This is a genomic window from Bifidobacterium sp. ESL0728, assembly GCF_029392015.1.
Taxonomy (GTDB): domain Bacteria; phylum Actinomycetota; class Actinomycetes; order Actinomycetales; family Bifidobacteriaceae; genus Bifidobacterium.
The window spans coordinates 116,035-131,090 of the sequence record NZ_CP113925.1; the positions used below are offsets into that span (position 1 = coordinate 116,035).

Sequence of the window (15,056 nt, forward strand, 5' to 3'; positions counted from 1 at the left end):
AGAATGTGCGGGTTGGCTCGTGTGGGGTGCATATTTTTCGCATTGGTGTCAGGAAAGTGCGCTTTGCCTCGCGCAAGGTGCACTTTTTACACAGCACCGTTGCAAAAGTGCACCCTGAAAAGGGTAGGCGCGAGGCCGTTAATCCTGCAATGCCCATTGCCAGGCCGGAATGACCTCGATGTTGCGTCCGTCGAGATTTGACGCCAAGCTGTCCTTTTGCCGCAATGTGATAATGGTGCCTTTGATGTTTTTCATACGTTTCATCGCAGCGTTGAGGCTTCTGGTTTCTCGCATCTTTGTTTTCTCGTTGCTCATATTTGCCGTGACTTGTATGGCTTGATAAGGTTCTGCGCCCAGTGCGTCGCCGACGACGAAATCGACCTTTTCTCCTTGTACATCGGGCAAAGTCAAGGAAGTGATGAAGTCCGTCCTTCTGCCGGATTGGCGCCTTCGCAATTCCAGATAGACTGCGGTCTCAAGCCGTTTGCCGATGTCCTGCTGGTTTGCGCGTGAGACGGCATAGACCAGTCCCGGGTCCACCGCATAGATCTTGGGGGTTGTCGACTTGGGTTTGAGCGTTGTGGTGTATTCGCCGACTTCAAAGCAGAGAAACGCCTGTTCGAGAAGGTCGAGGATGCCGCGTGCCTTGGTCCAGTACATTCGGTAGCCGAGCTGGTCAAGCTGCGCGGCCAAATTGTTTACGGAAAGCTCGCAGGCGGTGTTACGCAAGGCGAAAAGCGCAATCTGGTTGGCTGCGGCAATATCGCTGTTGCCCATTCGCTCAGCGACGTCACGTGCCACTACGTCGCGCATATAGCTTTGCAGCATGTCGGTTTTGGCTTCTGCGGGCATGCTTTGAATGCCAGGAAAGCCGCCGTCGATGAGATACCGGTCGAACGCCGATTCCATGGCGGTTGCGGTCTGCGGGGAGAAGGAATCCGCGCCGACTTCCGGTGTCTCGATGTCGTGGAACTTGCAATATTCGCGGAACGAAAGGGGCAGTACCTCGTGTGAGTATGAACGCCCGCGGAAGTTTGTCGCGATTTCCTGGCTGGAAAGTTTTGAAGACGAACCGGTGACTACCATGGTGACGTTTTCGTGTTCTGCAATGCGCTGGCAGAATCCTTGCCAATGATTCGCTTCCTGGATTTCGTCGAAGAAGACATATGCGCCCTGTTTGCGTGCCGCTGGAACCTGACGCCAAAATTCGTCGAGGACCTGTTGAAGCACGTCGTCAGGCATGGGTTGCAGGCGTTCGTCTGAAAAATTGAAATAGAAGATATTCTCCCGCGGAGTTCCTGCTTTCAGCAAATCCTGTATGAGCTGGAAGAGGTGAAAAGTCTTGCCGCTGCGACGCATGCCGACGAGGATATGCACCAGATTGAACATGGCCGGTTTGGGCAGTCCGTCGGCGATGACTGGTTTGCGTCGAATCGGCATGGGGAACTGGTACTCGCGCATTTCGCGAACCAGAGTCGGGTAATCCGGTGTTGCCAATGACGTTGCTGGTGTCGTTGTGGACATAGAGCCTCGATTGATAAACTGAAGTCGACAAGTATACTTCTAAATTATTTTAAGAAGATTATAGCATAATTTCTTAATTATTTTTAGAAGCTTGAGCATGGCTGTATATCAATCTTATTATGTGTTATGTGCGCCAACCGGGCAACTGCATGGCAATGATGAAGTCAGCCTTCTTCACTGTCCGTTCTACTGGATTCGCAGGGATGTTGGAATATTGCGCACGTCAATTCTTCTGGGATTGACGTGCGCAATCCGTTACGCGGCCTTCTTGCCGGCGTCGTAATACTGCAGGCTGCCGATGTCGCCGACCAGCGTGAACTTGCCGTTCTTGTAGGTGAGCTTGGTGACCGAGTCGTTCTTCAGCGGGCCCACGTTGTTGGGGATCTTTTGAGCTTCCAGGAACAGACCGATCGACATTCCGGAGCTTACCACGAGGACGTTGCCGCCCTTGTCCTGCTTCTTGGCGATTTGGGTCAGGGCCTCGCTCATTCGGTTTTCAACGGTTTCGGGCTTCTCGGCGCGGTATTGCGCCGGTAGGTCGGTTTTGAGGGTGTTCGCCTGGTCGAGTTCGTAATATCCTTCCTGCATCTTGCTCATCAGCTCGTTGCCCGCACCCTTCATGAAGTCTTGGGCGTTCGCATAGCCGAAATGCTGTGCGATGGCGGGTATGGCCTGACCCTGGTCCGGCATGCCTTCGTAGCTGCCATAGTTGCATTCCCTCAGGCGTGGGTCTATCTTCAGCTTGACGTTTTTGTTGCCTGAAGCTTCCAGCGCGCCGTCGGCGGTCTTTTCCTGTCTTGTCAGATCGCCGGAATAAGCGGCTGCGAATTTGACGTCTTTCAGACCCTTGCCGAGGTATTTGGCTCCATCGACACCGTTTTGGGTCAGCGTGAAGTCGCTCCAACCTTGCGCGCGATGCATTACGTTTGCAGTGGTTTCGCCATGGCGGACCAAGTAGATGGTGGTGGTTTGGGTTGCGGCGGAAGTCTCGGCCGGAGCGCTCGCCTTCGTGTTGGAACCGCATGCGCCGGCAAGGCAGATCAGCGCTATTGCCGCCGGCATCGCGATTGCTTTCGCTAGGATTTTCTTCATGGTGTCTCTTCCTTCTTTTGAGTTCCCGGCGTTACTTCTTTGTGAATGGCGCAGGTCGGTGATTGGGGTGTGAATGCAGCGTGGGAAACTATCGTCCATGCGTCCTACGATGGATTGGTATGCGTTTCGCGGTAAAGACGTATAGTTGCCCAGTTTTATTCTTTTTAAATTATAATTATCGTAAAATAATATCATGCGATTGAAGTGCGACAATTTGCGCGTTTGGGGCGTTGGCGTCAGAAGGGGTGACTGTGCTGGTGCAGGGTGCATGTTTCTGACGGTGCCGTCAAAAACGTGCGGGTTGGTTGATGTAGGGTGCGGTTTTTCTGCATCAGTGTGTGAAAGGTGCAACTTGGAGTGCGCAAGGTGCATGTTTAGGACAGTAGCGTCAGAAAAGTGCAACTTGGGGTGTGCGAGGTGCGTGTTTGGGGCGTTGGCGTCAGAAAAGTGCACGTTTTGATGCAAAAAGCAGACGAACGGCCTCAAAGATGGTAGTTCTGAAGCCTCATGGCAATTGTAGGCGATGGGTTATCGGGGGTTGTGGCTCATTGGGACTCCGCTGTTGATGAGTTTTTGAATGAGCGATCTTGGCTGCATGACCTCTTCGTAATCCGTCCGCAAAATGCTGGTCACGCCTGCGCGCCGTAGCGCTTCCTCGCGCTTTCGTTCCTTGTAAACCACCTGTCGGGTGTCATGTCCATTTGTCATATGTTGGTCTGTGTATTTTTGCATGCCGTCATATTCCAGAACCACGACTTTGCGGTTACAGACCCATAAAAAATCAGTGCGGAAAGTGTGTCTCAGATTAGCAGGATCTCGGAATTCGTGTTGCAGCTCAGGTCGCGCAAACCCTGCTTCAAGAATTACCGAACGGCACAATGATTCACCTCCGTTCTCGCTTTTCCCGTCAACGTCATGTAGAAGTTTCTGCACTGGAGAACAGTCTCTGTGCAAGCTGGAACAGGTTTCGGCTATTTTTTGCTTATTTACTATTCCGGCGCGCAATGCGGAATCGAAGACTCCCAAGGATTGGTTATAGGAGTACCGCAAAGCGCAATCCACCAGTGTCCGTTCAGGAGGGGTGACGCGGATTCCGTCATGGACGACGAACGTTAACGGATGTACGTATATTTTCTCGATGACTCCTTGCATGTGCTTTGGTATCGATTCTTCCGTTGCGATTTGCGCGTGTTCCAACGCAGCGTTGTACCAAGGGCATTCGAGCCCAAGCACCAGTGCGGCGCTCATTGCGCCAAATACTTTTTGAGGAAATTTAGTAGCCAGCGTGCGTATCAGGTGCATGGCGCGTTCCTGTGGGTTGAGCGTTTGGTAATACTCGTTTTTCGTGTAGATGTTCGGATGTAGGCGAACATACTCGTGGGCAAGCCAGCGTTTGCGCATTGCCCTCTTCTGATTTGGGGTCGCGCCGAAGAAGTAGCGGTGCCGTTGTTGGGCATCGTCGGATATTCGCTCGATTTCCGGATTGCGTTTCATGGAATCGACGCTAGACTAACGAGGCCTGGCGAGGCAAGCTGCGCGGGCGACTGTGGTCGAATGATTAGGGTTATGCACAAATCCGGGCGTGTCGCGGCTGACTTATCCACAGGTTTGGATATGAGAATGATGACTTATCCACAGCCTCATGGGCCCATACTGCCGTCAGAAAAGTGCAACTTAGCGCATGCAAAGTGCATGTTTTTTATATCACCGTCAGAAAAGTGCATTTAGCAAGCTGTAAAGTGCGCTTTTTCAGCATTGCCGTCTAGAAAGTGCATTTTGGATATTGTAAAGTGCACTTTTTTAACATGAGCGATGACAGGTTCGTGGGTTTATCGCAAAATATGCGCGAAAAATGACAGGCTAAGTGCAACGGTGGAAAGTGCCGGAATCTGTAGGCACAATGAAAATGACATGAATAGACATGATTAGTGCGCGATTCGCTGATGGGCAACACCGCCCGCAAATTGCGTATATGGTTTTAGCAGAGCTGTTGAAGCCGAGATTCATGTGTGAGCAAATAAAGGAGAAGACTCATCGTGCTGAAAATCAACATGGATGATGTTGTCGCAGTGCTGCATTCGCTGGTGCCTTATTTCATAGGCATGGCCGTGCTGCTTCTGCTGGCACTTATCATCACGTTTGCCGTTAACAAGAAGACGGTGCAAAATACCGCGAATCGTAAGCTGATTCATTCCGAGTCCTGGATTGTCGTCCTGATCGGCATGGTCGTGGCCGTTTCGATGATGGTCTCCGGGCCGCTGTCGACGCTGCTCAACAACACTGCTTCCACCAAGCACGAGCTTACCAGCGAGACCAAGGACAGGGCCAAGCATCTTGCCGAGCAGGTGCAGTCCGAGGCCATTACGATGCTGCAGAACAAGGACTCGAATCTGCCGTTGAGCGGCAAGAAGGTCAACGTGTTCGGTTGGGCTTCGTCCAACCCGATTTACAGCGGGTCTGGTTCAGGCGCCATGTCGACGCAATACAAGACCGTATCCATTATGGACGGCTTGAAGCAGGCCGGCCTGCAAGCCAACCCCGAACTGTCGCAGATGTATACCGCATACCGCAAGGACCGCCCCGAAATCGGCATGTGGAAGGCTGATTGGACTCTTCCCGAGCCCACTGCCGATCACTATACCGAATCGCTGATGAACAATGCGAAGAAGTATTCGGGCCAGGCCGTGGTGGTCATCGCCCGTGGCGGCGGAGAGCACGCCGATCTACCGACGAACATGAAGGCCAAGAACGTCCTGTATCAGGACAATTCCAAGAGCTATCAGGACTTCGCCAACGGTGAGAGCTACCTGCAGCTGAGCAAGACCGAGCAGGATATGCTTGACGTCGTCGCCAAGAATTTCAAGAACGTCACGCTCGTCTACAACGGCGCGAACACCCTGCAATTCGATTTCCTGAGCAAGTATCCGCAGATCAAGTCCGTGCTGTGGTGCCCGCCTGCAGGCCAGACCGGGTTCTCGGCTCTGGGCAAGGTCCTCGCGGGATCGGTCAATCCTTCCGGCAGGACTTCGGATACGTTCCTGAAGAACGCGAAGCAGTCGAACACGTTCAATAATTATGGTGATTTCGCCTATACGAACGCAGACGAATTCGCTATCGACGGCAAGAGCCCTGTAGGGCAACCGTTGCACACTTTGCCGCATTTCATCAACTACACCGAAGGCATCTACGTCGGCTACAAGTTCTATGAGACCGCTGCCAAGGAAGGCCTCATCAAATACGACGATGTGGTGCAATATCCGTTCGGTTACGGCCTGAGCTATACGAAGTTCAAGCAGTCGATGGGCAAGATCAACTATGCGAATGGCAAGATTTCCTTCGATGTCACAGTGACGAACACCGGCAACAAGCCCGGCAAGGACGTTGTCGAGACGTATTACAACCCTCCGTACACCAACGGCGGCATCGAAAAGGCATCCACGAATCTGGTGGGCTTCGAGAAGACCGGAGTGCTGAAACCCGGCGCCTCGCAGACGGTGAATGTTTCCTTCAACGATGCCGACATGGCTTCCTACGATTCCAAGAAGGCCAAGTCCTACGTTCTGGAAAAGGGCGACTACGACATCTCGATTCAGTCCGATTCCCACCACGTCACCGACCATCAGTCGTTGAAGATCGGGCAGACCATCAAGTACAACTCCAAGTCCAATACGCATGATGGCGACAAGACGCCGGCCACGAATCGTTTCGATTACACCGCTGGAGACGTGCAGTATCTTTCGCGTGCCAACCATTTCGCGAATTATGCCCAGACCTCCGCTGCGCCCACCGATTTCAAGATGAGCGACAAGGCGAAGTCCGAGTTCATCAACAACAAGAACTATAAGGTCGCCGACCACAACAAGGCCAGCGACAAGATGCCGACGATGGGTGCCAAGAACAACGTGAAGCTGGCCGATTTGCGCGGCAAGTCCTTCAACGACCCGAAGTGGAACCACCTGCTCGACGAGCTGACGTTCGATGACATGGACGGCCTGATCGCCACCGGCGGCTACGGCACCAAGCCCATCAAGTCCATCGGCAAGGTCCAGACCACGTTCGTTGACGGCCCAACAGCTCTCAACAACAACTTCACCAAGGTCGGTTCCATCGGTTTCCCGGCGGCCACCGCAGTGGCATGCACGTGGAACAAGGGACTCGCCCGTCAGTTCGGCGAGATGATCGGCGAAATGGCTCGCGATATGCATGTCGTCGGCTGGTATGCGCCGGCCATGAACATTCATCGTGGGCCGTTCGAAGGCCGTAACTTCGAGTACTTCTCGGAAGACAGCCTGCTTTCCGGTGCCATCGCCTCCAGCGAGATCGCCGGAGCCAAGTCCAAGGGTGTCTACGCTTTCATGAAGCATTTCGTCCTGAGCGAGCAGGAGATCGACCGTACGAGCATGCTGACCACGTGGATCAACGAGCAGTCGCTGCGTGAGCTCTACCTCAAGCCGTTCGAGATGTCGGTGAAGACCGGCGGCGCACAGGCCGTGATGAGCTCCGACAACTTCCTCGGCCCGGTTTACGCCGGTGCCTCGGCTCCTCTGCTGCAGAAGGTGCTCCGTGACGAATGGGGCTTCCACGGCATGGTTTCCACCGATTACTTCGGTAATTTCGGATTCCTGAACGCCGACCAGATCATCCGCGGCGGCGGAGACGTCATGCTGGCCACCACCACGGTCACCAACCACATCACCGACAAATCCGCGACCTCCGTCATCGCGATGCGTAGGGCCACGAAGAACATCCTCTATGCCACGGTGAATGGCTGGACTTATGAGAGCGCCGACAAGGCCAAGAGCGACAACCCGTACTGGGAGAAGATCATGTACGTGGTCTGGGGCGTGACGGCCGTGCTGGCGATCGGGCTCGAAGTCTTGGCTATCATACGGTTCATGCGTCGTCGTAATGGCGCAGATGCTGTGGCCGTCGTAGAAGCGGATACCGACAGCAAGGAATAAGAATAAGCAAGCTTCGTGGAATCTTTATTGATGATTCCTGAGGTTTGCAGATTGGCTGGTGACGGGTTCGGTTTTGCCGAATTCGTCACCAGCATCCTTGGCTGGTTTGTGTTACAAGGCTTGGGAATTTAGATAGCAAAGTAAATTTACTGGTAGTGGATTGTATGCGATGTGGCAGTAATCGTGCAGCACGGCATATATGTGCGACTGGTTTCACTGGAAGTTGTTGCAGTTGGTCCCGGCAGGGGCGCTGAGCGGCAAAATTTGCATAAGGAGAAGTCATGAAGCTTGAGGAGCTTTCGGTTACCGAGAAGGCGGCGTTGCTCTCTGGCGCGTCCGAGTGGGATTCTCGGGGTAATGAGCGAGCGAGGATTCCGAGCTTCGTGATGAGCGATGGGCCCAACGGCGTACGTCGTCAGCTCGGGGTGGGCGACCACTTGGGTATCGGCGCGTCCAAGCCCGCGACCTGCTTCCCGACTTCCGGCACCGTGGCCAATTCCTGGGATCCGGCGCTCGCCGAGGAATTGGGCAAGGCGCTGGGGCGCGAGGCGCACGACCTCGATGTCAACGTGCTGCTTGGACCGGGTTTGAACATCAAGCGCAGCCCGCTTTGTGGCAGGAATTTCGAGTATTATTCCGAGGATCCGCAGGTCGCCGGGCGTATGGCTGCCGGTCTGGTCAAAGGCATCCAGAGCAATGGCGTTGCTTCCTGCCCCAAGCATTTCGCGGTCAACAGCCAGGAGCTGCGTCGGCAGGCATCCAATTCCGTGGTTGACGAACGCACGTTGCGCGAACTGTATCTCACCGGTTTCGAGATTATGATCCGCGAGGCCCGTCCATGGGCCATCATGTCTTCCTACAACCAAATCAATGGCACGTATACCAACGAAAACAAGCATCTACTGACTGAGATTTTGCGCCAGGAGTGGGGCTTCGACGGTGCTGTCATCTCCGATTGGGGCGGCTCGAATTCCGCCGTCGCCGCGGTGAAAGCCGGCGGAACGCTTGAGATGCCTTCTCCTGGCTACACTTCCGTGCGTGAGCTGGTAGGCGCGGTGAAGGCTGGAACACTATCCGAAGCTGATATCAACGTGCGGGCTGGCGAAGTCGCCAAACTTGCGGAACGCACGCGTTTCGAAGGCGTCGGCCGTGACGATTTGCTGAGCGATGACATCGCGAAAAAGCATCACAAGATTGCGCGTCACGTAGCCGAAAATACCGCTGTGCTGCTCAAGAACGATGTTATAGCAGCTACGCAAGTCGGCAAGAGCGGAGGCACTGCGGATTCCGTATCAAATTCCGATAATCGCGCAAAGCCGATTTCCGCCAATGGGACTGCGGCTACGGCTACGGATGCTGCGATAACAAACAAGTCGCGTAATACGTCTGTAGCAAATTCCCAAGAGTCCGGCACCCGCGTCTTGCCTCTCAAGCCCGGTACGCGCGTCGCGGTTATCGGCGACATGGCGAAAACCGCGCGTTATCAGGGTTCCGGTTCCTCCAAGGTCAACGCGACGCAGGAGGAAAACCTGCTTGACGAACTCAAAAAGATCGATGGCATCGAAGTCGCGGGCTATCAGCAGGGTTACGAGCGCCACGGCGGCAAGAACAGCGTCTTGATTGAGGACGCCGTCGCGCTGGCCGCTGCCGACACCACCGATGTGGTCGTCGCCGTTGTGGGCCTTGACGAACGCAGCGAGTCCGAGGGTCTTGACCGTTCCACCATGGCCATTCCCGAAGGTCAAAACGAGCTGGTGAAGGCGTTGGCGGCCACCGGCAAGCCCGTGGTCATCGTTCTTGTGGCAGGCTCCCCCGTCGAGCTTCCTTGGTTCGACGATATTTCCGCACTCCTATACATAGGTCTTTCCGGTCAGGCCGGCGCCTCGGCCGCGGCTCGCGTGCTTACCGGCGCGGTCAATCCTTCCGGTCATCTCGCCGAAACCTGGCCACTCAAATACGAGGACTCCCCCAGCTCCAGCTGGTACCCGGCCATTGGCCGCGACGCCATCTACCGTGAAGGTCCGTTCGTCGGCTATCGCTATTACGAAACCGCCGGCGTGCCCGTGCGCTTCCCGTTCGGTTACGGACTGAGCTACAGCGCGTTCACATATTCTGGCCTGGCCAGCGACGAGAAGGGCGTTGCGTTCACGGTGACCAACGATTCCGACATTCCCGGTGCTACCGTCGCGCAGATGTACGTCCGCGGGCCGGTGGGCGGTGCGATGCGTCCCGACCGCGAGCTCAAAGGCTTCAGGAAGGTCTTCCTTGACGCTCACGAGACCAAGACGATTACGATCCCATTCGACCGCTATACGTTCCGTCACTACGACGTCGTGCCCGGCACTTGGAAGACCGAGACCGGCGAACGCGAGATTCTGGTCGGCGACAGCGTTGAAAATCTGCCGCTTTCGACCACCCAGATGGTTCAGGGCGACATCGATCTCTGCCCGCCGAACCCGGTTCTCGGGCATTATCTCAAGGGTCAGGTCAAGGACGTCACCGACAACGAGATGACGGCTCTCTTTGGTCATGGTGTGGTTGCGCCCGGCAAGCCGACGGTTTTCGGAGAGAACGACCCGATTTCCTCGTGGGTTGATTCGCGTGGTTTTGTTGCGCGCACCGTTGCCAAGACGCTGAGCAAGCGCGAGGCCAAAATCCGCCAGAAGACCGGCCAGCCAGACCTCAATACCCTCTTCATTCTGAACATGCCGCCGCGTGCGATGTGCAAGATGACGCAGGGCATCATCGATTCGGCGATGGTCCAGGCCGTCGTCAAGATCGCGAACGGCCATACTTTCCGTGGTTTGGGCTCGTTCGTCGTGGGCTATTTCCGCAATATCTCGGCCAACAAGCGTGTGGCGAAGGAGCTTGAAAAGAAATGAGCAATATTGGCGAGAACGAACCAGAACAGCAGGTCGAGGGCACGGGCTTCATCGCCGCCTGCAAGCGCCTGATCAACAAGTATCCGAATCTGTGGGAATTCATCAAATTCAACGTGCTTTCAAACATCTCGACCATAACGCGCTTCGTGGCCGTGTGGATTCTGACCGCGCTGTTCGTACACGCCATGCACCTGACCCAGCCCTTCAGCTTCCTGATTTTCAACTATTCGAAGCCCAGCACCAACGGTCTCGGTGGCTTCCTCACCTTCCTTATCGCGGAAATCTGTGCGCAGGCCGTCAACTTTGTGGTGCAGATGAAGTGGGTCTTCAAGTCCGACGCGAGCTTCAAATCCGCCGCGTGGAAGTATGCGATCCTGGCCATCATCATCGTGGTCTGCGGCTTGCTGCTGCCGGGCTACATCACCACGCTTTGCAAGGGCTTCGGTTGGAATGACGCCGTTTCTTCCACCCTCGCCTCGGTGGTCAACACGGTTCTCGCGGTCATCATCAGCTATCCGCTCCTGAAGTGGTGGATTGCCCCCGCCAAGAAAGCCGACAAAGCCGAAAAGTAAACAGGCTGTGGTGCCGCTAAGTACAGTGCCGACGTATAAGCACACACAAGTCGGTTAATGGGAAAATGAGATTGGCGGAATTCCGCCATTGTGGATAACCTATTGGCCGACTTGTGCGTTATCGGATATCCCGTCGGCGCCGTTTGTGGCGAATAGCGTCACGGTCATTTGAGAATGCTGACGGTCACCTGGCTACGATGATGACGGTCATTTCACACAGTCATATAACCGTGTGAATCTGACTGTGTGGTCGTAATGTTACTGTGTGAATGTGCTCAGGGTAGATTGGCAGTGATCGTCAAGTTCTGAAAGCCTTGCAAAGTAGGTATGTCCGAAACGGCTTTGTTGATTGGCGAAGTCGTGTTCGGCGGTATTTTAGCGTTCACGCGGTCAACGTCACGGTCAAATGACTGTGTGAATGCGACCGGTTGAATGCGATTGTGCGAATATGGCTAACGAACGAGGCCAGAACCGGAATACTAAGGTCTTACAAACTCTTCACTTCCGCTTTCTTGAATATGCCAGATAATTATCCATCGTATGATAAAATATTCAAGCTTTCTGTTTTGTGCAATTAGAAAGAACTGTTGTACGGCAATAAAGTCCATCACGCGATAAGAGATTTATAGAAATCACGCAATGAGGCGAGAAAAAGAAAGGTATTCAATAATGCATCAAGGAATGAAAGCTGCCGGAATTGCGGCGTTTGTGTCTGCTTGCGTGCTGTTGTCAACCGCAAGTATTGCGAACGCGGATGAGACGCAGACGCAGACCGCTCCTGCTGCTCCGACCACCTCGCAGGTTGCTCCCGCTGCCGAAGGCAATGCGAAGCAGCCAGCAAGTCAGGATCTCGAAGAAGCCACTCCGACTCCGTCCGCTCAGGACGCTGAGACCGATCAGGCCAGGGCTGCGCTGAAAGCCGTTATCGATCAGGTAAGTAATAAGGTAGTGGATAAGGATTATTACCCGGCTTGGCGCACCTCCGGTGTTGAAGCTGAACTGACCACGGCGAAAAGCGTCTACGATGATCAGAGCGCGACTGCTGCCGACATCAACGATGAGGCTGCTACACTTACCACTGCGTTCAAAACTGCAACTGCCGTGTATTCGTATGAAGTGTGGATGTATATCAATAATGCCCCTCATCTTATAAGGGATCCTTACACTGCGGAGTCATTGGCTGTTTATGATGCCGCAATCTCGAAGGGCCATACCGATGTCTGGGATTCCACTGTCACCCAGGCTACACTCGATGCCGATGCACAGGCTATTCAGAAGGCTCTCGACAATCTGAAATATACCGAAACTGCTTGGAAAGGCTTCCTGCAGACGGCTGTAAACAATGCGTATGGCAGCAACTACAAGCAGGGAGATTACACTCCCGATTCCTGGAAGGCCTTCGACGCGGCTCGCGCTGCGGGCAAGGCTGCGCTGCAATCGGGTCCGCAATCCGGCTCCAGCTATGAGGCTTTGGACAACCAGTTGAAGGCTGCCGTGGCTGGTCTCAAGAAGGCCGCTGCTCCTGCTCCTGGTCCGCAACAGACTCCCAATAAGGGTCAGCAGAACGCTGGAAACAAGGCCAAGGGCGGAAAGCTCGCGAATACCGGTTCCAACGTTGCCGTTGTGGCGCTGGTGATGTTCGCGGCTCTTGCAGCGGCTGGTTCGCTGAGCCTGCTGCGCAAACGCGTTTGAGGCGAGTGGATTCTCTGCTCTTATTCCTATTTGTGTATAGCGTCGAAAATCCTCGAAATGCGTGAATAAAGAATAGAGAGAGCTGTATAAGGTCGTTTCGTCGGATACATGTCCGGTGGAACGGCCTTTTACGTTGGTCTTTAACTTTCAGCGTGAATTAATGAACGCAGTCTTTGGTTAGTCTCGGATTACAAAGATTTAATTCACTCAGTTCAAAGGAGTTATTTCAGTAAATCAGCGAGCATAAAGTCGTTGTGTTGTTTCTTCCGGCTTGCTATGTGTTGATATTTCAGCAAGGTTTCCACGAGCTTGTCGCCATCTCGCCAATATTCTGCAAGGAAGCGTCGTTCTTTTACGTCACTCATTCCGAGTTCTTCCTTGCAGAAAAGACTCGGCTTTAGTTTGGTTTCTTTCTTATGTCGTTTGCTCTGTTTCCAGTGCTCATATTGTTCTGTGGCGTTTTCACGGCAAATCACGAGCATTTCGATTTCGGGGTGAGTAGTGATATTCAAAGCGACTGATTGATGCACGGGTTGGGTGCCAGGACCCAAAGTCAACCCATTCCGTCGTGCCGGTCCTAGGCTGATTTTGTGATTGACTTGGTCCTGCACGCAAAGCACGAAGACGTCACTGCCGTAATCCTGATTAAGGTATTGCTGGACTATGCTGGAACCTTTGCGTTCCAAGGTATAGCAGGCATCCGTCAGTGGGTCGGTGATGATGTTATCGATGTCAAGGAATGTCAGGTCTTGTTCCACCAGCGCTGTAATGATGACGGATTCGGCCACACCTTCACAAGAGAACAGAACGTGGGAGTCGCCAATGCGGCGTGCAAGCTCATTTTGCCGGCTTTTCATGTCTTTCTCCCGTCTTTGGAAGTGCGTGGTGAGTGGACGATGGCTTGTTGACCTCTGTGGCAATATAATCGCGTATGGCTTTGAGGCTGCTGGCTTTGGGGGCTGTGCCGCCTATAAAATTCGACGCAAAGACTTCACTACGTTTGAGCTCTCCGCGCTTGACTGCCGAGGAATATTTCACCGCATCGACTTTGTTGCCGTCTTGATTATTGCGTCGCAAGAAGTAGATGTTGTCTTTCCTGTTGAGTAGGTCGAGCAGCTCGGGATAGTGGGTAGTGAAAACGAGAGTTGCACCGTGTGGATTAGTCTTTCTGGACACAAAAAGATTGATGATCATGTGGACCAGCTCTTTGTTGATGCTGTTTTCGATTTCATCGACCAAGAGATATCCGCCTTTTTGCAATACGGATAGCGCGTTTGCGACCATTCTTGAGCCGCGTTCAGTTCCGGAAGACAGTATTGAATGAGCTTCGCTGCGAGCCATGACATATTCTTTTGGGTCTCCAGTGAAACGAATGTGTACTTGCTGACTGTCTTTGTCCAAGTGATAGTAATCTATGCTGTCATCGAAAACATGCAGAATTGGGTCTGCAATGGTTGTTACCGGGTTATGGTCATCGAGTGTAGCGGGCATAAAAATATCCGGATGTTGAAGAACTGGATTGGGTGCAATGTGAGTTAGTGAAGGCGAGGGTTTCGCTTCTTGTGCAATATTTACGATTGTGCTCATATATGGTGATAGATATGGAAGCACGATGTCTGGTAAACGCACAGTTGCATCGAAGTATTTATCGTGTTTCCTGTTTTCCTCAGGCTCAAAGTCTCGCACTTGAGTGAGAGTTGCCGATCTCATGAAAGCTTCGAAATCTTTTAGCTGCGCTCGAGATGGTTGTTTCTTGTCAAAACGCCAAAGTGCTTCAAAAGTGAAGGCAAATCTTTTGGTCTCATTTGAAATGCCGTCCTCTAAATCAGATACTGGTTGCAACCTTGCCTCGTGTAGATAAAATATTCCTTTTGCTTCGAATATGGTTTCTATATGTATGGAGTTATCGCAAGTTGATAACGGATGTACTTGTTGGAAAAGGGCAATATTGTCCGTCAACGCAGAAATGACGAAGCTTAAGAGACGAAGTGCCGTGGTTTTGCCGGTTGCGTTGACGCCGGTAAGCGCGATGACGTTTTGGGAATAAACCGAACTTGATTCCCCGCCGAGTCTGGTGATTCCGGAGGCTGGCCCATAGGAGCGTACTTGATCTTCCGCAAAGAAATCAAGATCTAGCGTTTTATCGCTGTAAGGTTCTGAACCGCTTACAGAAACGTGTAGTAAACGCATTTTACATCCTTTTTGATAGCTGTAAACATTTTTTCTGTTTACAGTATATCACAAAAGGTAAGTTCTCTTAGTGTGATGTTTGTGTTTGTCTCTTAGCTGACGGTAGATTTTTGGGCTACCTATAGGGGTTTGATTGCAAATCC

Annotated in this window: 9 protein-coding genes; 4 read left to right on the forward strand and 5 right to left on the reverse strand. The window is 53.2% G+C overall.

Features of this window, described 5'->3' with window-relative positions; genetic code table 11:
• Positions 1-138: 138 nt before the first annotated feature.
• From OZX67_RS00415 to OZX67_RS00425, 3 genes are all read right to left on the reverse strand, one after another.
• Positions 139-1,524 carry an ATP-binding protein gene (locus OZX67_RS00415; RefSeq protein WP_277143113.1) on the reverse strand — a complete coding sequence of 462 codons (1,386 nt, stop codon included), beginning with the start codon at positions 1,522-1,524 and terminating at the stop codon, positions 139-141.
• Positions 1,525-1,779: 255 nt separating this feature from the next.
• A complete protein-coding gene (locus OZX67_RS00420; protein WP_277143115.1) occupies positions 1,780-2,616 on the reverse strand; it encodes a histidine phosphatase family protein in 837 nt (278 codons plus the stop codon).
• A gap of 528 nt (positions 2,617-3,144) precedes the next feature.
• On the reverse strand, positions 3,145-4,110 hold the full coding sequence (locus OZX67_RS00425; RefSeq protein WP_277143118.1) for a hypothetical protein: 966 nt from the start codon (positions 4,108-4,110) through the stop codon (positions 3,145-3,147).
• 542 nt (positions 4,111-4,652) lie between these two features.
• Between OZX67_RS00425 and OZX67_RS00430 the strand changes: the two genes are divergently transcribed.
• The 4 genes from OZX67_RS00430 (at position 4,653) to OZX67_RS00445 (ending at position 12,723) form a co-directional block, all read left to right on the forward strand.
• Positions 4,653-7,577 carry a glycoside hydrolase family 3 N-terminal domain-containing protein gene (locus OZX67_RS00430; protein ID WP_277143120.1) on the forward strand — a complete coding sequence of 975 codons (2,925 nt, stop codon included), beginning with the start codon at positions 4,653-4,655 and terminating at the stop codon, positions 7,575-7,577.
• A 281-nt stretch (positions 7,578-7,858) separates the two neighbouring features.
• Entirely contained in the window at positions 7,859-10,459 is a 2,601-nt protein-coding gene (locus OZX67_RS00435) for a glycoside hydrolase family 3 C-terminal domain-containing protein (protein ID WP_277143122.1), read from the forward strand.
• The gene (locus tag OZX67_RS00440) at positions 10,456-11,031 is read left to right on the forward strand and encodes a GtrA family protein (RefSeq protein ID WP_277143124.1); all 576 of its coding nucleotides are present in this window, start codon (positions 10,456-10,458) and stop codon (positions 11,029-11,031) included. Before OZX67_RS00435 ends, OZX67_RS00440 begins: the two co-directional genes overlap by 4 nt.
• Positions 11,032-11,700: 669 nt before the next feature.
• Positions 11,701-12,723: an LPXTG cell wall anchor domain-containing protein gene (locus OZX67_RS00445; protein WP_277143126.1), complete on the forward strand. Its 1,023-nt coding sequence runs from the start codon at positions 11,701-11,703 to the stop codon at positions 12,721-12,723.
• 221 nt (positions 12,724-12,944) lie between these two features.
• Here OZX67_RS00445 and OZX67_RS00450 read toward each other — a convergent pair whose 3' ends face one another.
• A complete protein-coding gene (locus OZX67_RS00450; protein WP_277143129.1) occupies positions 12,945-13,580 on the reverse strand; it encodes a hypothetical protein in 636 nt (211 codons plus the stop codon).
• On the reverse strand, positions 13,561-14,913 hold the full coding sequence (locus OZX67_RS00455) for an ATP-binding protein (RefSeq protein WP_277143131.1): 1,353 nt from the start codon (positions 14,911-14,913) through the stop codon (positions 13,561-13,563). The genes OZX67_RS00450 and OZX67_RS00455 overlap by 20 nt, the downstream gene beginning before the upstream one ends.
• Positions 14,914-15,056 lie beyond the last annotated feature (143 nt).